This window comes from Bifidobacterium sp. LH_426, from assembly GCF_056356875.1.
The window spans coordinates 39,910-59,935 of the sequence record NZ_JBKEVB010000011.1; the positions used below are offsets into that span (position 1 = coordinate 39,910).

The following is a 20,026-nucleotide window of genomic DNA, read 5'->3' on the forward strand; positions in this document are numbered from 1 at the left end:
ATTTGGCGCTGTAGATACCTGATAACGGGTGTTTCAGCCGGGGAAAGGACAGCAGCGGCCTAGCCTTGGCACAGTTTCGATTTGGTCTCGCCCGGTCCATGCTTGGCCTTGATTCGCCTGGTCTAAGCTCCCTGATTCGTCCTCCGGATATGGAAAGACCCCGCCGAAGCGGGGTCCAGTCATCATGCGCCATGATGAACCAGCCGGCGGCCACCACGTGACCAGCCGACCGTCACCACAGGATCACAGGATCACAGGATCACAGGATCACGCGATCACAGGATCGCCATGCACACGAAGTCGATGACGAACAGCGCGGCCACGACCCAGATGATCGGGTGGACGTCCTTGGCCTTGCCCTTGCAGGTCTTCACGATGCAGTACATGATGAAGCCGCCGGCGATGCCGTAGGAGATCGAGTAGGAGAACGCCATGAAGGCGGTGGCGAAGAACGCGGGGATCGAGTCCTCGATGTTCGTCCAGTTCACTTCCTTGAGGGACGCGGCCATCATGCAGCCGACGATGACGAGCACGCCGGCGGTCGCGGCGGACGGCACGGCGGAGATGACCGGGGCGAGGAAGATGGACAGCGCGAAGCAGATGGAGACGACCACGGAGGTCAGGCCGGTGCGGCCGCCCGCCGCGATGCCCGCGGAGGACTCCACGTAGGTGGTGGTGTTCGAGGTGCCGCAGATCGCGCCGATGGAGGTGGCAATCGAATCGGCGAACAGGGCCTTGTCCATCTTGGAGGAGAAGCCGGAGCCGTTCTCCAGCGCCTTCTCGTCCTCGAGGGAGAAGATGCCGGTGCGGCGGCCGGTGCCGAGGAACGTGCCGAGCGTGTCGAACGTGTCGGACATGGAGAACGCGAAGATCGTGACGATCACGAGCGGAAGCCTCGCCGGGTCGGAGAACAGCGCGGGGAAGCCCTGCGGCGTGAAGATCGCGCCGAACGTGGTCGGCAGCTCGGAGAACGTCTGCGACAGGGACTGGGCGGAGCCGAAGTTGGTCACGCCGAACGGGATGCCGACGATCGTGGTGATGACGATGGCGAGCAGCATGCCGCCCTTGACCTTCATCACGGTGAACACGACGGCGAGGATCAGACCGATGAGGAACACCCACAGCACCGGGGTGTTGAACGTGGCGAGACCCGGCGTTGCGGCGGTGGCGAGGCCCTTGCCGGCGGCCTTCGTGTCCTTCGGCGTGAAGGTGATGAGGCCGACGTTGAGCATGCCCACGTAGGCGACGAACAGGCCGATGCCGCCGCCGATCGCCTGCTGCAGCTGCTCGGGGATCGCCATGATGATCATCTTGCGGATCTTGGTGACGGTGATGAGGATGTTGATCAGGCCGCACAGGAACACCATGCACAGCGTCTCCTGCCAGGTGAATCCGAGGCCGAAGCAGACGGTGTACGTGAAGAACGCGTTGAGGCCCATGCCGGCCGCCTGCGCGTACGGCACGTTGGCGAACAGGCCCATGACGAGCGTGCCGATAATCGCCGCGATGATCGTGGCGAGGAAGACGCCGCCCCACGGCATGCCCGTGGACGACAGGATCTGCGGGTTGACGACGATGATGTACGCCATCGCGAAGAACGTGGTCAGACCGGCCAGGATCTCGGTGGAGGCCGTCGTGCCGTTCTCCTTCAGGTGGAAGAACTTCTCCATATTCTCTTCTTTCCTTGGAATGGTTGGCAAAGCCGTGGCCGATTATATCGCGGGCGCGTTGCGCGGGAGCGGGGCCGGCGGGGTTAGACTGGGCGGCGGAACGATAGGTCTCGCATGATGGGGGAGCGATGGGCAAGCCGGCGGTAGAGGTGTCGATTCGCGCGTGGAGGAAGAACACGGTGCATCCGGGGCAGGAGCGTGGCCGCGTGCTGCTCATGCCGGGCACCGGCTACAACTGCGACCGTCCGTTGCTGTACTGGTCGGCGCAGGCGCTCGTGGAGGACGGCTGGCGCATCGACCGCATGAACGTCGCCCACGCCTCCGACGACCTGTCGACGGTGATTCCGGTATTGAACGGGGCGATCGACGGGTGGGTGGCTTCCGTACGCGCCGAGGCGGCGCCGTCGGAGCGTCCGCCGCGGCTGCTGCTCATCGGCAAGTCGCTCACGACGATGACCTATCCGCACGTCGCCACGACGTTCGGCCTGCCGTTCGTGCTGTTGACGCCGGTGCTGCATCACGCGGACTTCGACCCGTCCGCGCGCGTCATCCCGGTGCCGCGCGTCGGCGACGACATCATGGCCGAGCCGGACGCGCCGGCGGTCGGCGTCGCGCGCGCGGTCGTCGACGGCGACGCCGCCGCGCTCGCGGGCGGCGACGCCGAGCTGGAACGGTGGCGCACGTCGCGGTATCCCGGTCCGGCGCCGCTCGTGTGCGCCGGCACCGCCGATCCGTTCTATGACCGGGCGCGTGCGAACGCGTTGACCCCGCACGTGCACGAGTATCCGGATGCGAACCATTCGATCGAGGTGCCCGGCCACTGGCGCCGTTCCCTCGACTATCTCAAGGAGGTCGCCGCCTCCGTCGCCCAGTACGCCGCCACGATCTGATTGGTGATCGCGGCCGGGTCCGGCTCCCTCGATCGCGGCCGGGTCCGGCTCCCTCTGATGAGGGAGCTGTCGGCGGAGCCGACTGAGGGAGAGACGACCGCGGGGCCGGACGATGGACGACGCGACACGCCCATGTGACGCGTTGTCCGTGACCCCACGTAACTTATCCACTCGTAAACCACAGACCGTTGGTTGAGGTGCGCGTGAGTGCATCTCCGAAGTTCGGCACGCCGAGCCAACGCAGGTTGAGAGATATAAGCCCATTTACGGGTGAGCCGGAAACGGCCTTATGTTGCTCTGCCTGCGCGCAGGGCTTTTTTATTGCCCGGCGGGGCGTCCGAACCTCAGGTCAACGGCCGACTTAGGAAGGAACGCCATGAAGAGGCCCGAAAAGGAAGCGGTGGTCGCTCAGCTTACGGCTCAGTTCCGTGATGCTGACGCGGTCTACCTGACCGAGTACCGCGGGCTTACCGTTCCGCAGATCTCCGATCTGCGTGAAAAGCTAGGCCGCGATACTTCCTACACTGTGGCAAAGAACACGCTGGCACGCATCGCCGCCAAGGAAGCGGGCATCGAGGGTCTCGACGAGATTCTCGCCGGCCCGACCGCCATCACCTTCGTGAAGGGCGACTTCATCGAGGCTGCGAAGACCATCCGTGACTTCGCCAAGGAAAACAAAGCCCTCATCATCAAGGGCGGCTATGCCGATGGCACCGTCTACGACGCTGAAGGCGCCACCAAGCTGGCGGATCTCAAGTCCCGCCCGCAGCTGCTCGCCGAGTTCGCCGGCGACATCAAGGCCACGATGTCCAAGGCCGCGTACCTGTTCAACGCCCTGCCGACCAAGGCCGTGCGTACGATCGATGCGCTGCGCGAGAAGCAGGAGAAGGCCGCCTGATTCATGCCTGGCGCGGGTTCGTCCCCGCCGCGTGAACCGAACGGTCATAACTGAAAAGAAACCAAGTTTTTAGGTGGCGGACGCCCCTCTTCAATCTGTCCGCCGCCAAAGATCGAAAGGAAGCCATAATGGCTAAGTACACCAACGATGAGCTGCTGGAAGCCTTCGGCGAGATGACCCTGGTCGAGCTCTCCGAGTTCGTCAAGGCCTTCGAGGAGAAGTTCGACGTCGAGGCCGCCGCCCCGGTCGCCGCCGTTGCCGCCGTTGCCGGTGCCGCCGCCCCGGCCGAGGAGGAGAAGGACGAGTTCGACGTCATCCTCTCCGCCGTCGGCGACAAGAAGATCCAGGTCATCAAGGCCGTCCGCGCCATCACCAACCTGGGCCTCGCCGAGGCCAAGGGCCTCGTCGACGGCGCTCCGAAGGCCGTCCTCGAGAAGGCCAAGAAGGAAGACGCCGAGAAGGCCAAGGAGCAGCTCGAGGCCGCTGGCGCCACCGTCGAGCTCAAGTAATGCACGCGGTCGGGAAGGCCGCTCATTACCAGCTTCGCACGTTTCTTCGTGCAGGAACCCCGCATCCGTCGCTTCGGATGCGGGGTTTCCCGTATCCGGGCGGATTCTGTCGATTCGTCGGACGATAATGCGAACAAATGCGCCGGGGCATGACACAATAGGAAACAGTGCGTGAAATCATCAGAAAGGGAGGCCGCGCGGTGAGTGAGCAGACGGCGAGCCAGTGGCGATTGAAGGTCGCGGGCGGGGACCAGGTGAACGTGCGTCCGGGCGAAAGCCTCGAAATCGGCCGCAAGCCGCTGCGCCCCCTGCCGGATGAGGGCATCGCCCGTCTGGAGGTCGACGACGCGACCAAATCCATGTCGAAGCGCCACGCCCGGTTCTCCGTGGCGGCCGATGGCGGCGCGGTGCTGCGCGACCTGAATTCGACGAACGGCTCCTACGTGGTGAACGAGAAGGGCGAGCTCATGCGTCTGCCCGCCGGCCGCGACGTGCCGCTGCCCTCCTCGCCGATGCGCATCCAGTTCGGCGACGTGCCGGTCGATTTCGTCCGCGTCGAGCCGGATACGCGCCCCGAGACCGAGGTGCCGAACCTGTTCGACTATTCCACGGCCGCGACGACCCGCCAGGAGCCGGATGCGGCGGACATGTCCGTCGACGAGATCCTCGACCTGCGTGCGGGCGAGCCCACGGCCGTGTTCAACGCGCAGAACGCCCGTCACGCCGCGACCTCCTCGCCGTTGGCGCGCATCGCCGACATCGAGCCGCTCACGTTCGCGCAGGTCACCTCGCCGTCCGACCGGCAGGATGATGCGGACGATCGGGATGACGAGGAGCCGCCGATCGTGTTCTCCGAGGCGGATTCGCGTACCGATCTGCCCGTGACCCCGGCACCGGACGCCGCGGCCGTCGTCGTGCCGGACGATTCCGGAACCGTGAGGAACGGCGCGGACGTCTCCGCAGCCTCCGATGCCTCCGATATCCCCGTCGTGCGGGAGCCGTCGACGGATTCGGTGCCGCTGCACGTCGTCGAGGCGGCCGATCCGGTATCGCCCCGCGACCTGTTCGCCGACGCGATGAACAAGCCCGCCGCCACCGCGCCGGAATCGGCCGCGACGCCCGTTGCCTCGTCGCCGGAGCCCGTCGTGTCGGCCAGGCCCGTCGTGTCCTTCGGGGCCGTCGCGTCGTCCGGCGCCGTCGCGGCGTCCGACCCCACCGTGTCGCCGGAACCCTCCGTGTCGCCCGATGCCGAGGCCGAATCCGCACCGTCCGAGGACACGACCACGCCGATCGTCGTCGGCGCGGCGCGGGAGACCGTGTCCGTCGGCTATGACGATGATGCCACCGGCGTCTACAAGCCCGCCTTCGAACCCGGTTCCGTGTTCGACAAGGTCTCCAAGGGCGAGTTCGGCAAACCGCAGACCCCGATGATCGAAGTGGACGGCCTCACCTCCGAGGACGCGCGCCACACCACCGACATGACCCTCCAGTTCGAGATGGCCCGTCACGCGGAACTGCTGCCCTTCCTCGCGATGAACCCCGCGCTGTACGACGACCTGTACGCCTGGCTCGCCGCGCAGGGCGACGCCGACATCGACGAGGCGCTCGCGCACAACGTGGGCTACCAGGACTACCGTGAAGCGGTCGGAAAGTGAAGGAGAGCGGACGATGAGCGCACAATCCACGAAACCCACGCTCGACTGGCTGCAGCAGTGGCATGACCAGTACAAGGCGGCACTCGTGCCCTCCCCGCTGGAGGACGTCAACCAGCTCGCCGCGCAGCTCGACCTGACGCACGCGCACCCCTCGGGCATCGCCCAGCTGTTCGCGTCCGGGCACGTCACGCTCGAATCGCTGTTCCGCGACAACGGCATGCTGCGCGCCGCGGAACGCCGTCTCGGCCGCGTGCTCGACGACCGCGCCGCCAAACGGCGCGTGAGCGGCGTCGCCGAACTGTCGCTCGTCGTCGGCATCGCCACCTGGCACGGCAACGCGCGCCCGGTGCTGCTCTACCCGGTGCAGGCCGTCGCCTCCACGACGCCCGGACAGTCGACGATCGCGTTCACCGGCACCGTGACGCTCAACGCGTCGTTCGTCGACGCGATGCGCGAGGCCGGCGTCACGCTCGACGCCGACTACCTGTTCGACGGATCGCACTACGCGTCCGGGTCCCCCGAGACGTCCGCCGTGTTCGCCGAGATCGCGAAGCGCGTGAAGCCCGCGGTCGGCGACTTCAACATCGAACGCCATATCATCCTCGGCTGTTTCATGGAGCCGTCCACGCAGATCCTCACCGAGACGCAGCGCATCATCGACCAGCTGGGCGAAGGCCCCAGCGGCAACACGCTGCTCGACGCGCTCGCCGGCGACCGGGATGCCGCCGACACGCTGCGCGGCGCGCCGATTCCCGACTACAGCCCGTTCGACGCCGACCCGCACAGCGAGTACGAGGTGGGCGACGTCGACAACACGGTGCGCTACGCCGCCCAGCTCGCCGCGTCCGGCCACAGCGTGGCCGTCGACGGCGCGGTCGGCAAGGACACGGTCGAACAGGCCGCGGCCATCGCCACCCGTTGCGTGATGAACGGCCGCACCGTGCTGTACGCGCCCGGCGTGGCCGAGCAGAAGCGGCGCTTCATGCAGGTCATGCGCGCCAACGAGACGTCCGGCATGGTGCTCGACATCGCCGACGAGCAGGCGAACGCGGACATCGACCGCCAGCTCATCGCCGCCGTCGGATTCCGGTCCGGCGTGGCCACGCAGCATTTCGACCAGCTGGCCGACGAGCTCGTCGGCGTGCGCTCGCGGCTCACCCGCTATCTGGGCGACCTGCATGGGGTGAGCGAGAAGTGGGGCGTGTCCGCCTACCAGACCATCCAGAACCTGGCGGCGATCTCCGTCGCCCCCACCCACCCCTCCACGCACGTGCGGCTGTCCGAGAACACGGCCCGCAGCGTCGCCGGGCACATCGACGAATGGACGGCGAAGCTCGAACGGGCGGCCGCCGTCGGCGAATACACGATCGGCCCCGACGACACCGCCTGGTACAAGGCGTCCGTCACCAGCGAGCAGGAAGCGGTGGACACCTACCAGCGCGTCGTCGACCTGCTGCAGAAGGTGCTGCCCGCCGTACGCGAGCACGTCGCCTCCACCGTGCAGGCCTGCGGATTCCCCGTGCCCGCCACCGCGCGCGAATGGGAGCGCCAAATCATCGTGCTCAAGAACCTGAGGCGCGTGCTCGACGTGTTCCAGCCGGAGATCTTCGAACGCGACATCGATTCGATGATCGAGGCGACCAAATCGAAGGCCGACCGCAAGGCCGAAGGCACCACGATGGGCTTCTGGGAACGTCGCCGCCACACCCGCGAGGCGAAGTCCCTGCTGCGCGTCGGCGCCCAGGTCGAGGACCTGCACGGCGCGCTCATCATCGTGAAGAAGCAGTCCGAGCAGTGGCGTTCGCTCGTGCCGCACGGCGGATGGCCGGTGCTGCCGCCCAAGCTCGACCAGATGATCGCCGCGCAGGAGACCATGTCGCGCCACATGACCGCGCTCGACACGGTGCTCAGCACCACGCCGAAGGGCGGCGAACTCGAATCCCAGGACTTCAACGACGTGGAGAGCCGGCTCAAGGCCCTCTACGACGACCACAAGTCGCTCGACGACCTGCCCGAACGCTGCCGCCTCGAGAACGAGTTCCAGGCCGTGGGCCTCAACGACCTCGTCGCCGACTTCTCCAACCGCCACGTGGACGCCTCCGCCGTGGGCGCCGAGCTCCAGCTCGCCTGGTGGACCACCGTGTTCGAGGACATCGTCCGCTCCTCGCCGATCATCTCCAACCAGGACGGCTCGGTGCTCGCCAACGCGACCGAGCGTTTCGAGCAGGTCGACGTCGAACACGTGCGCTCCATCGGCCCGATGGTGGCCCAGGAGTCGATGCGCCGTCTGTGCGACCTGCTGTTCGCCCGCACGCAGGAGGCGAACCTGCTGCACACGAAGCTCGCCGGCCGCGGCCACATGCCGCTCGACCGCATCCGCCGCGACCATGCGGAGATCCTCGCCGCCGCCAAGCCGATCCTCATGGCCACGCCGGACACGCTCGCCTCGCTCACCGAGCCGAAGCCGCTCGCCGACGTCGCCATCATCGACGCGTGCGCGCACATCCCCGCCATCCAGCTGCTCAGCATCGTCGTGCGCGTCAAGCAGATCGTCATCATCGCCCATAGGGACACCGTCACGTGCCCGGGGCTCAAGCGACTCATCGACGCGTTGCCCGTCGTCGAGGTGAAGTCGCACCCGGTGCGCCGCGCCCCGAGGCTCAGCGCCTTCCTTGAATCCGAAGGCTACGGCGCCGTCCGCTACGACGTGTGCACCGACGCGGCCCGCGGCCGCATCGCCTACCACAAGGTCGAGGCGACCGGCACGCCCGTGTTCGCCACCGGACTGGTCGAATCCAGCCAGCAGGAGATCGACGAGGTGGTGCGGCTCATCACCGAGCGCGCCCACTCGTTCACCATCGTGCCGGCCAGCTACCTGCTCACCGTGGTCTCGCTCACCGACGTGTTCCGCGTGCGTCTCGGCGCCGAGCTCAAGGCGCTCGCCGCCAAGGACAAGTCGATGAACAGCTTCCTGCGCCATGTCCGCCTCGTCGGCATCCGCGAGGTGGCCGGCGCCCGCGCCACCGACGTGATTCTCGCGATGTGCTACGCGAAGACCTCGCACGGCCGTCTGCTCCAGCAGTTCGGCGCCCTGGAGGACACGGGCGGACGCGGCATGCTGCTCGACGCGCTCGCGCTCGCCGACCATCACGTCGACATCGTCGCCGCGTTCACCTCCGACGAGATGGAGGACGAGCGCATCCACGCGCCCGGCGTGAAGCTGCTCAAGACGCTGCTGACCTGGGCGGAGCATCTGCCCGACGAGCCGGCGCTGCCGGCGTGCCGCGAGTCCGGCAGCAACACGCTGTTCAACGATCTCGCGGACCGCATCCGCGCCCGCGGACTCGACGTCGCCATCGACTACGGCTACGACAACGGCCTGACCATCCCGATGGTCGTCGGCCTCAAGGGCAAGCCGTTCGCCTTGGCCGTGCTCACCGACGACGCCGGGTACATGTCCATCCAGTCGACGCGCGAACGCCACCGCATGCTCACCGCCGACCTGATGACCCTCGGCTGGTCCGCGGTGACCGTGTGGAGCGTCGGCTCGTTCGTCAATCCGGAGAAGGAAGTCGACCGCATCGTCGCCAAGGTCGGCGAGATCTACCGGGAGGTGCAATGAGCGAGTACTCGTCCACCCGACGCACGCCGCGCAAGCACAAGCGCGTCGTGCGCGAGGGCACCGAACGATTCGACGCGGACGGCGTCAAGCTGGAGCCTTCGGACATGATGACCGAGCGCCAGCGCGAGGCCGACGACGACAAACGCATCCTCGGCGAACTGCCGCCGCACTGGGCCGTGTTCAACGAGAAGAGCTGAGCTTCGGCATCACCGGGTCACGGCGACAATCGCGCCGAGCTCGGCCGACGCCATCACCCTGACCGCGGCCTCGGGCGTCATGGCCATCGTGACGACCGCCGTGCCGGCGCCGTTCTCGTCGTGCCGCGCGCGTTTCATCACCAACGCGTCCTCGGCGATCGTGCAGGTTCCCCCGTCGCTGTCCGGTCCGTCGGCCGATTCCCCTGACGGTGGATCGGCCGGGCCGCCGTCGGACGATCCACCGTCGGCCTGGCCGCACCCCACGGCGGACACCAGCCGCACCGTATCCCCGGCGACCAACGCCGAGGCGTCGTTCGACACCGCCACCTGGAGCACTGTCCGGCCGCCCGGCACGACCGGCGCGTCGCGGGCGTTCGTCGGGAAAAGGGGCTGACTTTCGTCCACATCGTTCTGCGCGATCCGCCCCACCACATCGTCGGTACGGGAGAACGCCCCCGCGACGACGGGGGAGCGGGGCGTCTCCACCACGGCGACGTCGCCGGCCCCGATCACGTCGCCGTGCCGGATCGCGCGCGTCGCGACGACCACATCCGTCGTCGCGACCAGAACGTCCACCAGTATCACCGCAATCACCGCGACGACGATGACGCAGCATGCGACGACGATTCGGGTGAGCCGCGCGCGGGCACGCCGCGCGGCGAGCGTGGGGCGTGTGAGCCTCGCCCAAGGCGGATCGGGTATTCTCATATGCCCAGCGTCGGGCATCGGCACGGTCGGGCGCAAACCGTACCGGCAATGTGGACAGAGCCCCCGGAAATCTTCACATCCTGTTCGAACGTGTACGGCGACCGCCGGCACCGCCGGCGCGCCTTGGGCCCCGAACCGGATACGACGAAGGCGGCGTACCGGATGACATCATCCGATGCGCTGCCTTTCCGCGATGCGCCGCCGGCGCGGCGCGGACCTCACTTCTTGCCGGAATCGGTGCGGTAGAAGCCGCTGCCCTTGAACTCAATCGGCACGGCGGAGAAGATCTTGCGCACCTGCTCCTCGTGGCACTGGGGGCAGACGGTGATCGGCGCGTCATCGAACGACTGGCGCTCGGTGAAATCGTAGCCACAGCTCTTGCAACGGTAATGATAGGTAGGCAACGTAATCCTCCAACGAAACGAATCCGGCCCGGAACCCCACGGCATGGCCACCCGGCGAAAAGCCCGCGGCTCCCCGCGTGTCCCGGCATATGCAACCGTACATATCCTAATCGCCCGCGCGACACGTCCCGCCGGAAGCGAACACCGGTTTCCAGCATGCGGAACGGTAGCCGGAACGGGCGGACGGTAGCCGGAACGGGCGGCGAGGCGTCGGGCGTCACGCGAACATCGTCACGCCGTCCGGCGTGAGCGCGCCGTCCACCGGCAGATCATGCGGCTCGCGGGGCAGCGGGTCCGCATCCGCGTCCAGCAGCTCCCACGGCCAGCAGACGGCGACGACCGGCGCGTCGGGCGCGCGATGTCCGAGCGCGCGGTCGTACCATCCGCCGCCGCGTCCCAGCCGGGTCCCCGACCGGTCCACCGCCAACGTGGGGACGATCACCAGTCCGGCCTCGCCCAGCGCCTCGGGTGGCAGCGTCGGCACCGTCGGCTCGTCGGGCCGGTGATGCCCGTTCCCGCCCGCATCCACCGCACGCAGGTCGTCAAGATTGCGCAGCACGCCCCAGCCGACATCCAGCCCCGAGCCCAGCAGCGGCACGAGCACGCGTGCGCCGGCCTCCAGCAACGCGCCCAGCAACGGACGCAGCTCGACCTCCGACCCCATCGAGACGTAGGCCGCGACCGTCATGCCGGCGAGGTCGTCCGTGGGCCAGGGCAGGTCGCGCATCAGCGCGGCCAGACGCGTCCCCGCCTCGGCGCGCTCCCCGGCGGGCACCGTCTTGCGCCTGGCGATCGCCTCATGGCGCAGCCGCCGCTTCGTCTCGATCCGCTCGTCCCGTTCGACGTCCATCGTCCGTCCTTTCGTCCGGTTCCATCCGTTGCGTCCACGGCCGCCGGCGTCGCCGTCCGGCCGTTCATGACGCGCAACCATACGCCGTCGGTTTTTCGCGCGCGTGGCACAATGGTGGGCGTGTCAGTATTCCAGACCATCCGCCACGCGTTCGCGCCCGCCGACCCGAACGCCATCCGCACGCCCGTCGTCCTCAACGCACCGGCTGGAGCGCCGCCGATCACGCTGCGCACGATGAGCGCCGACGACGAGGCCGAGTGGAGCGAGGTGCGATGGAACAACGACGCATGGCTCAGGCCGTGGGAATCCGGCGACCCGATGCACGGACCGGGCATCACGTTCAACCAGTGGATGGCCATCCAACGCCGCAACGAGGAACGTGGCACGGGCATCGTGCTCCTCATCGAACATGGGATGCGCATCGTCGGGCAGATCTCGATCGGCGCGATCACCTACGGCGCGATGCGCACCGGCGTGGTCGGCTACTGGGTGGCGCAGGACGCCGCCGGGCACGGCATCGCGCCCATGGCGCTCGCCATGCTCGCCGACTGGGCGATCGGGGACCCGACCGGGCCCCGCCTGCACCGTCTGGAGATCGCGATCCTGCCGGACAACGCGCGTTCCCTCGCCGTGGTGCGCAAGGTGGGCGCACGACGCGAGGGGTTGCGCGCGAACTATATGTATGTGGCCGGCCGGTGGCGGTCACACGAGACGTTCAGTCTGATCGCGGAGGACATGGGCTCCGGGTTCGCCGCGCGTCTCGTCGCCTGCGGCGGCGACGCGTCCGAGACGGCGGCGCAGGCGGACCCAGCGGCCGCCGACGGTCCGGCGCCCACGGACGCCGCCACGCCGTCCGCCCCTACGCGGGCAATCGACACGCCGCCGCACAATGCGGACAATGTGACGACCGTCTCCTATTCTTGAGCATTATGGGTTACGAGCAGTTGAGCACGATCATCGTGCTCGTCATCGTACTCATCGGAATCGTGGCATGGCTGCCGGTGCGCACGGCCAAAAGCATGCGGCATGTGGAGGAACATCGCGAGGATCGCTTCTCCTCGTCGCTGCATCTGGTCGATGAGCACAGCGGCACGCGATTCAGCGATGACGGTACCTACGCGAAAGGGGTCTTGATGCAGCCGAACGAGAGGCGCGCGAACACGCTTACCCCCGAGCGCATCGCCGAAGTGCGGCGGTTGCGCCGTCAGGCGGTACGACGTCGCCAGATCCTCGTCGTGTCGTTGCTGCTGATCGCCGTCGTCGTCGCCGTGGTCGCGTTCCCTCTGCATTTCAATCCGTGGTTCGCCCTGATCCCCGTCGCCCTCGACGCCGTCGTGCTCGTGCTGGGCGCCCATGCCGCCGGCCAGGCCCGCGCGTGGGAGCGCAAGGTCGCCAGGGCGCGCGCCCGCGAACGCCGTTCGCGCATGGCCAGGACCCGCGCGCAGGCGCGGAACGTCGACGCCGAGACCGCCAAGGTGAAGATGGAGGCCGACGGGCTCAGGAGGTCCGCCGAGGCGATGGCTTCGGCGATCGCCGATGATTCGTCCGCCGCCGGTGCTGTCCGGGGCGAGGAGGTCCCGACCGCCGAAATGGAACGTCGTGAGATCCGCAGCGTGCTGCGTCAGGCGGAAATCGAACAGCGTCAGGCGCTGGCCGCGCACGGCAAGCTCGATGCGCCCGAGGTGCAGGTGGTCGACGTCTCGGCCGCGGGTGCCGAGGCGGCCGCCGCCGGGCGGGATACCTCCGTTCCCGCCGCCACGCCCGCCGCCGCGCAGCAGGACGCCCGGACCGTGCCCTCCGACGCCACCACGGAACTTGCCGAAGTGCGCCCGGCGAAGGCCCTTGACGCGTTCGACATGGCCATCGCCTCGCCGGACCTCATCTCCTTCTCGCTGGGCGAGCCGCGCAACGTGGCCGAAGACAAGCCCGCCGCGCCGGAAAGCCGCGAGATCAAGTCGATGCGTCAGGTCGCCAAGGCCGATCCGGTGGACGCCGACGAGGAGAAGAGGCTCGCCGAGGAGGCGCGCATGGAGACCGAACCCGCCAAGGGCTCGGGCGATGGCGTCGCATCCGACGCCCAGGCCGGGGAGACGACCGGGAAGACGTCGGACGACGCTTCCGTAGCCGCCGACGCATCATCCGCCGTTGCCGACGCTTCCGCCGCGTCCGACGCTTCGGACGGCAGCGTGATCGCCGCGGTGCCGCAGGATTCCGGCGTCTCCGACGTGAACGCGTTCCACGAGTCCGAGGAACAGGCGAGGGTCGCCGTGCCCGCCGCCACCTCCGATTCGCTGGGCCATGACCTGCAGGCCATCCTCGCCCGCCGCAGCTCCTGACGTTCGTTTCTCTCACAGCGTTAGCACTCGAGTTGGCAGAGTGCTAAAAACCGCGCTACCATGTGAGGCAGTGCTTGGGATCGTGCAAGTGATCGTCAGCCTCTTGGGCGTTTCCGGCGCGAAGACATCGAACCTACAAGAAATACGAGGTGACCCACAGTGTCGATCAAGCTCACACCGCTGGAAGACAAGATCATCGTCAAGCAGGCCGAGGCCGAGACCCAGACCGCGTCCGGTCTGTACATCCCGGACAACGCCAAGGAGAAGCCGCAGCAGGGCGAAGTCCTCGCCGTCGGCCCGGGCCGTCGCGATGACAAGGGCGAGCGCATCCCGGTCGACGTCAAGGTCGGCGACAAGGTCCTGTACTCCAAGTACGGCGGCACCGAAGTGCACTACGAGGGTGAGGACTACCTCATCATCGGCGCCCGCGACGTGCTCGCCATCCTCGGCTGAGACACCCGCGCATACGCGTATATCGATTGCGAAAGCCCCGGCGGTCAGCCGGGGCTTTTCTCGTATCCGCTCGCAGCGTATTTGAGACGCCATGCCCGCCGGCCGTACACTGGATGCGGATTCGAGCCCCCGTCGAAGGAGCGCAGTCATGATAGACACGCCCGGCATCCCCTCGCGCATCGCCGCGATGCTCCGCGACGCCTTGTCCTGCCCGCCGGACGTCATCGAGCTCGCCGTCCTCACGTTCGTCGCCGGTGGTCATCTGCTGCTCGAAGACGTGCCGGGCGTCGGCAAGACCACGCTCGCCCGCGCGTTCGCCCGCGCCATCGACGGCGAGGTCAGCCGCATCCAATTCACCCCCGACATGCTGCCCGGCGATCTGACCGGCGTGAGCATCTGGTCGCAGGGCGAAAGCCGGTTCGTCTTCCACCCAGGTCCCCTGTTCGCGAACATCGTCATCGCCGACGAGATCAACCGCGCCAACCCGAAGACCCAATCGGCCATGCTCGAGGCGATGAACGAACGCCAGGTGAGCGTCGACGGCGAAACCCACCCGCTGCCCGACCCGTACTTCGTCATCGCCACGCAGAACCCGATCGAACTGGAAGGCACCTACCCGCTGCCGGAAGCGCAACTCGACCGGTTCATGACCTGTACGGCATTCGGCTACCCGACCGCCGAAGCCGAGGCGCTGATGCTCACCGCCGGCGACTGGTCGCACCCGCTCGACCGTGTGGACCGCGTCTGCTCCGCGGCCGAGGCGGCCGCCGTCCGCCGCAAGGCTCGCGAAGTGACGCTCGAACGTCCGGTCGCCGACTATATCGTCGCCATCACGCAGGCCACACGCGGGCGCGACGGCGTGCGCTACGGCGCATCGCCGCGCGCCAGCCTCGCGCTCGCCGCGATGGCCCGCGCCCGTGCGTTCGTCGACGGACGCTCCTACGTGCTGCCCGACGACGTGCGCACGCTCGCCGTGCCCGTGCTCGCCCACCGGCTCGTGCTCGACGAGACCGGCATGGGGTATGCCGACGGCACGCTGGAACGGGCGCGCGCCGTCGTCGCCGACGTGGTGCGCGGCACCGCGGTCCCGAGGGCATGACCATGCGACGGCCGGGGCGTTCGGAGTGGGGGAGGGGAATCGCCCGGCAGCATATTCCGCGGCTTGACCTGTGGGACCTTCGCCATCATGGTCTGATTCGTCCCACGGCCGCCTGCCTGGCATTGGCCGTGTTCGGCGCGCTCGCCTGCTATGCGGGATTGCTGTTGGACGAGCGCACGCTGATGGCCACGGTCATCGTGGCCGGCTCTCTGATCGTGCTGTCGCTGTCCGCCGCGGTGGTCCAGTGGGCGATGGCCGGGCACGGGGACACGGCACGATCGCCGCGGCTGTTGCTGCCGTCCGAGGTGACGGCCACGGCGTTGTATGAGCGCCTCGACCAATACGGGAACGTCGTCGACCGGTGGGCGGGCGCGTTGCCCCGTGAACGCGGCCTGTACCGGCGGGTCGGCACGCTGCTGCGCTGGCGCTCGCCGTTCGGCCTCTTCGTGGTGCGTCGTCGCGTCGCCGCCGCGGGGGAGACGATGGTGCTGCCCGAGACGGCGGATGCGGCCGCGCGGGAGACGGGCGCCGTCGTCTCCGGGCGGACCGTCGCCTTGAGGGACGCGGAGGATTCGGGGGCCGTGCGCGGCTACGAGCCCGGCGACCCGATCAGACGGATCGCATGGCGGCACAGCGCCCGTCGCGGCAAGCTGATGACCCGTGAGAGCGAGGGGAACGAACGCGCCACGCTGCTGCTGGTCGTGAACGTGGACGGTTCGGATGGCGTGGATGCGCGGCGGCTCGACGGCGCGGTCGCCGCGTTGCTGCCGTATGCGCAGGCATGCCACGGCATGGGGCGCGGCATGGGTCGCGGCATGGACGTGGTGGCCACCGACGGCGTCCATGTGGCCGAAGGGAAGCGGGCGGTCCTGCGGTTCCTGGCCGCCGCGCGTCCGGTCGGCGGGCGGGGTGATGCGCGTGGCCGCGATCGGCTCCGCGGGTGTCTCCGCGAACGAGTGTGTATGGTTCTTGCCCGAGCGTGTATGGTCCTCAGACGTATGTGCATGGTCCGGGGCGCAACCTGCACGATTCCGCAGGCAACATGCAGCATTTCCGCGGCGACCTGCACGGCGTCGGTGGGAAACATCGTCCGGCGCCGTTCCGGGCCGGTCGGGGTGCTGGTCTGCGATGCCGGTGATTCCAACGGTTTGGCGGATGCCCTACGTCGCTCGTCGCTCGCCGCCTCGGTGCGTGTACTCGACCCCACCCCGCAGGAACGGGTCGTGATTACGCAGGAAGGGTCCGAAACCCCGCACGTTCGACCCGAAACCATGCAGGTCCCCTCCCGAACTCCACAGGTTCACCTCGAAACCAAGCGGATCCGCCCCATCGGACCGCGTACGGCCCTGCGGACGCCCCGAATCGTCGCCTCGCTCGCCCTGCTGACGTACTTCGGCGTCATGCTCAAGGCGCTCGTCGGGCTTGTGGAACCCACGGGCTGGTGGATATGGTTCGCCGCCGGGGCACTCGCCGCCGCCGTTCTCGCCTCGACCGTGCCGATGCCGTCCGGACACCCGGTCCGATTCTCTCTGATCCGCGTGTCGGCTTTCGCCTTCGCGGCGGGAATCACGGCCGTCGTACTGGTCGTTGCGCGATTACGCGACGGATCCGGCTCGGTGGGAGGCGGCTCCGGTGCGGGTGGCACAGGCGGTGCGGCCGCTACGGGCTCGGGCGTGCAGGACGGTCTTGCCGGATTCCCGACCCGCCTCGTCGACGCGCTGTCCGTCGGATTCGACCGGCTCGACCGCCAGCTGCCGCCATTGAAGGTCGTTCCGGCGTCCGACATCCTGCTGATCCTCGTCGTCTTCGCGGCCGCCGTCCTCATCCGCTGCCTGCTCCTGTGGCGTCCGGCCGTCCCGTCGTTCGCTGTCCTCCCGTCGTCGCGCTCGCCGCCGACTCCGCGATGCTCGGCCATGTCGCCCCCTGGTGGGCGGTCGCCCTGCTCGCCGCCGCCTTCCCGATGAGCGTGTGGGCGTCGGCGTCCCGTCCTCGCTCCGGTTCAGGTCCCGGTTCGGGTCCCGCATCCGCGACGCCGGCCGCCGCCTGCAACGCGCCGGCCGCCGCCGCACCCGTCCCCTCGGAACCGCCGCGGGCCCTGCGCGCCGCATTCGCCGCGCTTCTGGTCATGGCCGTCACCTTGGCCTGCACCCCTGCCGCCGAGACCCTCGCCTACCGGGTGCCGCTGTCAATCGGCGAGGGCGGCGGCATGTTCTCGTCGAACACGGTCAGCCCGCTCATCGACCTGAAACGCAACATCGACGCCGGTTCCGATTCGGTCGTGCTCGGCTATTCCGCCGACCGCCGCCTGTACCTGAAGCTCACCACACTCGACGCGTTCGATGGCGACACGTGGGGCTACGACCGGGAGCTCGCCATCGACGCCGGTCTGTACGGCTCGGGCATCCGTCTCGGCCGCGACGAGTCCGACGAGCTCACGATGGAGCAGCGCCGTGCCGGCGACCCGATCGGCATCTACGCGTGGCTGCTCGGCTACGCCGGCTACACCGCATCCACCTCCGGCACTGGCACAGCCACCGACGGCACTGACGGCACCCGCATCGACGAGCACACGCTCGAACGCTACGAGACCACCGCGAACGTGCGCATCGACACGCTGCGTTCGCGTTTCCTGCCCGTCCCCGGCATCGCCAGCGGGGCGAACGGCGTCGGCTCCTCATGGCTGCGCTACCGTGACGGCAGCATGGTCAACCGCACCGACGCGACGTCGTCGGGCATGCGGTACGCCGTGTCCGGCACGTATCTGGATCCCATCTCGTCGGCGTCCGGATTCTCCGAGCTCGATCCGGTGCGCGAGGTCGTCGCCGCGCTGGAGCGGCAGCGCGACGATTCCGGCGGCCAGCTTGACGGCTGGCTTGAGGCGCGTCGCGCGATCGCCGATTCGGGACTGGGGGAGACACGCGACGGGTTCGCCGTGATCCGCGCCTCCATCGACGCCGACGGCGTCGTGAGCGCCCCCGACGGCACGCGCATCGGCAAGGTGAGCGCCTACAGCATGGCGTTCTCCGGCGAGCAGGACAACGACCGTGTGTGGGGCGGCGGGACGACGACGCCTTCCGCGGGCCGATACTCCCAGCATCCCTCCCACATCGTCTTCGACGATGCATTCGAGGCGCGATACGGTGCCGACGGCGCCGGCATCGTCTACGGCTTCTCCGAGAACGGCGACGCCGTGACCCTCGTGATGCCCCTTACGAACATGACCGGCTCCGACGGCTCTTCCGACGGCACGCGCGGTTCGTCGCCGTCGATCGACGGCAGGTCCGGGTCCGGCGCGTCGACCGTCTGGGCGCAGAACGCCATCACCATCCTCTTCCAATCCGACACCACCATGTCCATCGCCGTGGAGGCCGGATCCGCCGCCGACGACCGCCGCATGGCGCGCCGCATCCTCGCCATGGTCGCCGCCTCCGACGAGGAGGCCCGAGCGGGCCGCTACACGTCCCTGCCGAAGTCGCTGCCGGCCAATGTGCGCGCCGTCGTGCGCCGGGCGCGCGCGGCCGGCGTCGCCGCGAAGGCCGGGACCTACGACGAGCAGGTGCGCGCCATGCGCTGGCTCGTCGGGTATTTCGCCGACAAGGCCAACCATTTCACGTATTCGCTGGATGCGCCGGACGGCGACGGCCGCTCCAACATGCAGGTCGTCGACGACTTCCTCGACCCCGACACCGGCCATGCCGGCTACTGCCAGCACTACGCCGCCGCGCTCGCCGTGCTCGGGCGCGCGCTGGGCGTGTCGACGCGCATCGTGCTCGGCTACAACGCGGGCACGAACGCGCGCGATGCCGACGGCTATTTCCCGGTGGCGTCGCGTCAGTTGCACGCATGGGTCGAGGCGTATCTGGACGGCGTCGGCTGGGTGCCGTTCGACGTGACGCCGCCGAGCGAGGAGAACGGCATGCTGACGGCCGACGGTTCGCCCGCCGCGTCTGACGCGTCGTCCGCCGGATCCTCGGGCACGTTGACCGGCGACGACGGGTCCGCCATCACCGAATTCGATACGACGGGGAACGACGGCGCGTCCACGCGACGGAACGGCGCGGACGGCGGCGCGTCCGCGAAATCCGACGACACCGTCTCCCGCGACAGGGATACGGGCGGTTCGTCCGAGGCGTCCGGTCCACCCGTCTGGCTTGCACGGCCCGTGGCATGGTTCGCGGCATTGCCGGTCCGATGGCGTGTCGCGCTCGCCGTCGGCGTGGCCGCGGCGGCGCTCGTCGCGTGCGTGGCCGCACCTCGCGCCGTACGCGCCTGGCGTCGCCGGCGTTGCGTCGCCGCCGCGCGCCGCGCCGAGTCCGCTTCCAGCGGCGGTTCCGGTGGCGATGATTCCGGTGATGGCGATGCCGCCGCGTCCGCCGCGTCGCGTGCAGCCGCGTGGCGTATGGCGTGGGCCGAGATCCGTCGCGAGGGGCGTGCGGCCGGTGCACGATGGGATGACGCCGCCACCGACCTGATGATCGCCGATCGCGTCGCCGCCGTATGGCCGGGAGGATCGGATGACGATCGCGGGCATCGCGCCGTGATTCTCCGGGTGGCCCGCGCCGCCGATTCGGTCGCGTTCGGCGGTGGCGCGCCTCCGGTCGATGGTCTGGCCGACGGACTCGATGCGCTGTTCGCGGCGACACGCCGATGAACGGGATTCGGAAGTGGTTCGGACGGCTTTCCGACGTCCTGATTCGGTGCCGGAACCCTGGAAATGGCGTCGCGACACGCCGAT

At 68.7% G+C, this 20,026-nt stretch carries 15 protein-coding genes and 1 pseudogene; 12 read left to right on the forward strand and 4 right to left on the reverse strand.

All coding sequences use genetic code 11. The annotated features are described in order from the left end of the window. Positions 1 to 275: 275 nt before the first annotated feature. Positions 276 to 1,670, reverse strand: coding sequence for an NCS2 family permease (locus AC1AYD_RS09660; protein WP_476545092.1), 1,395 nt, complete (start codon positions 1,668 to 1,670; stop codon positions 276 to 278). A 128-nt stretch (positions 1,671 to 1,798) separates the two neighbouring features. On the opposite strand from AC1AYD_RS09660, the gene AC1AYD_RS09665 reads away from it, so the two are divergent. From AC1AYD_RS09665 to AC1AYD_RS09690, 6 genes are all read left to right on the forward strand, one after another. After that, positions 1,799 to 2,560 carry a hypothetical protein gene (locus AC1AYD_RS09665; RefSeq protein ID WP_476502833.1) on the forward strand — a complete coding sequence of 254 codons (762 nt, stop codon included), beginning with the start codon at positions 1,799 to 1,801 and terminating at the stop codon, positions 2,558 to 2,560. 376 nt (positions 2,561 to 2,936) lie between these two features. Then, positions 2,937 to 3,458, forward strand: coding sequence for a 50S ribosomal protein L10 (gene rplJ / locus AC1AYD_RS09670; RefSeq protein WP_034527148.1), 522 nt, complete (start codon positions 2,937 to 2,939; stop codon positions 3,456 to 3,458). Between the two features lie 128 nt (positions 3,459 to 3,586). Next, on the forward strand, positions 3,587 to 3,967 hold the full coding sequence (gene rplL, locus AC1AYD_RS09675; protein WP_101621482.1) for a 50S ribosomal protein L7/L12: 381 nt from the start codon (positions 3,587 to 3,589) through the stop codon (positions 3,965 to 3,967). Positions 3,968 to 4,167: 200 nt separating this feature from the next. Next, positions 4,168 to 5,622: an FHA domain-containing protein gene (locus tag AC1AYD_RS09680; RefSeq protein ID WP_476545094.1), complete on the forward strand. Its 1,455-nt coding sequence runs from the start codon at positions 4,168 to 4,170 to the stop codon at positions 5,620 to 5,622. A gap of 13 nt (positions 5,623 to 5,635) precedes the next feature. Continuing rightward, positions 5,636 to 9,244 carry a helicase gene (locus AC1AYD_RS09685; RefSeq protein ID WP_476533081.1) on the forward strand — a complete coding sequence of 1,203 codons (3,609 nt, stop codon included), beginning with the start codon at positions 5,636 to 5,638 and terminating at the stop codon, positions 9,242 to 9,244. Beyond that, complete coding sequence (locus AC1AYD_RS09690) at positions 9,241 to 9,441, forward strand: hypothetical protein (protein ID WP_476502830.1); 201 nt, start codon at positions 9,241 to 9,243, stop codon at positions 9,439 to 9,441. Before AC1AYD_RS09685 ends, AC1AYD_RS09690 begins: the two co-directional genes overlap by 4 nt. 9 nt (positions 9,442 to 9,450) lie before the next feature. Here the strand turns inward: AC1AYD_RS09690 and AC1AYD_RS09695 are convergent, their stop codons facing one another. The 3 genes from AC1AYD_RS09695 to AC1AYD_RS09705 form a co-directional block, all read right to left on the reverse strand. Next, entirely contained in the window at positions 9,451 to 10,149 is a 699-nt protein-coding gene (locus tag AC1AYD_RS09695) for an SAF domain-containing protein (protein ID WP_476545095.1), read from the reverse strand. A gap of 218 nt (positions 10,150 to 10,367) precedes the next feature. Beyond that, positions 10,368 to 10,553, reverse strand: a complete 186-nt coding sequence (locus tag AC1AYD_RS09700; RefSeq protein WP_034527156.1) for an FmdB family zinc ribbon protein — start codon at positions 10,551 to 10,553, stop codon at positions 10,368 to 10,370. 217 nt (positions 10,554 to 10,770) lie between these two features. Continuing rightward, the gene (locus tag AC1AYD_RS09705; protein WP_476502827.1) at positions 10,771 to 11,403 is read right to left on the reverse strand and encodes a 5-formyltetrahydrofolate cyclo-ligase; all 633 of its coding nucleotides are present in this window, start codon (positions 11,401 to 11,403) and stop codon (positions 10,771 to 10,773) included. A gap of 111 nt (positions 11,404 to 11,514) precedes the next feature. Between AC1AYD_RS09705 and AC1AYD_RS09710 the strand changes: the two are divergent. The 6 genes and pseudogenes from AC1AYD_RS09710 to AC1AYD_RS09735 all read left to right on the forward strand — a co-directional run. Beyond that, positions 11,515 to 12,177, forward strand: a pseudogene (locus tag AC1AYD_RS09710) (GNAT family N-acetyltransferase); the annotation flags it as partial. A 155-nt stretch (positions 12,178 to 12,332) separates the two neighbouring features. Continuing rightward, a complete protein-coding gene (locus AC1AYD_RS09715) occupies positions 12,333 to 13,739 on the forward strand; it encodes a hypothetical protein (RefSeq protein ID WP_476545096.1) in 1,407 nt (468 codons plus the stop codon). 159 nt (positions 13,740 to 13,898) lie between these two features. After that, positions 13,899 to 14,192, forward strand: coding sequence for a co-chaperone GroES (groES, locus tag AC1AYD_RS09720; protein ID WP_034527158.1), 294 nt, complete (start codon positions 13,899 to 13,901; stop codon positions 14,190 to 14,192). A gap of 148 nt (positions 14,193 to 14,340) precedes the next feature. Further along, on the forward strand, positions 14,341 to 15,291 hold the full coding sequence (locus tag AC1AYD_RS09725) for an AAA family ATPase (protein ID WP_476502825.1): 951 nt from the start codon (positions 14,341 to 14,343) through the stop codon (positions 15,289 to 15,291). Next, entirely contained in the window at positions 15,288 to 17,255 is a 1,968-nt protein-coding gene (locus AC1AYD_RS09730) for a DUF58 domain-containing protein (RefSeq protein WP_476545098.1), read from the forward strand. Before AC1AYD_RS09725 ends, AC1AYD_RS09730 begins: the two co-directional genes overlap by 4 nt. 1,601 nt (positions 17,256 to 18,856) lie before the next feature. After that, positions 18,857 to 19,942, forward strand: a complete 1,086-nt coding sequence (locus tag AC1AYD_RS09735) for a transglutaminase-like domain-containing protein (protein WP_476545119.1) — start codon at positions 18,857 to 18,859, stop codon at positions 19,940 to 19,942. The last annotated feature ends 84 nt before the right edge of the window (positions 19,943 to 20,026 follow it).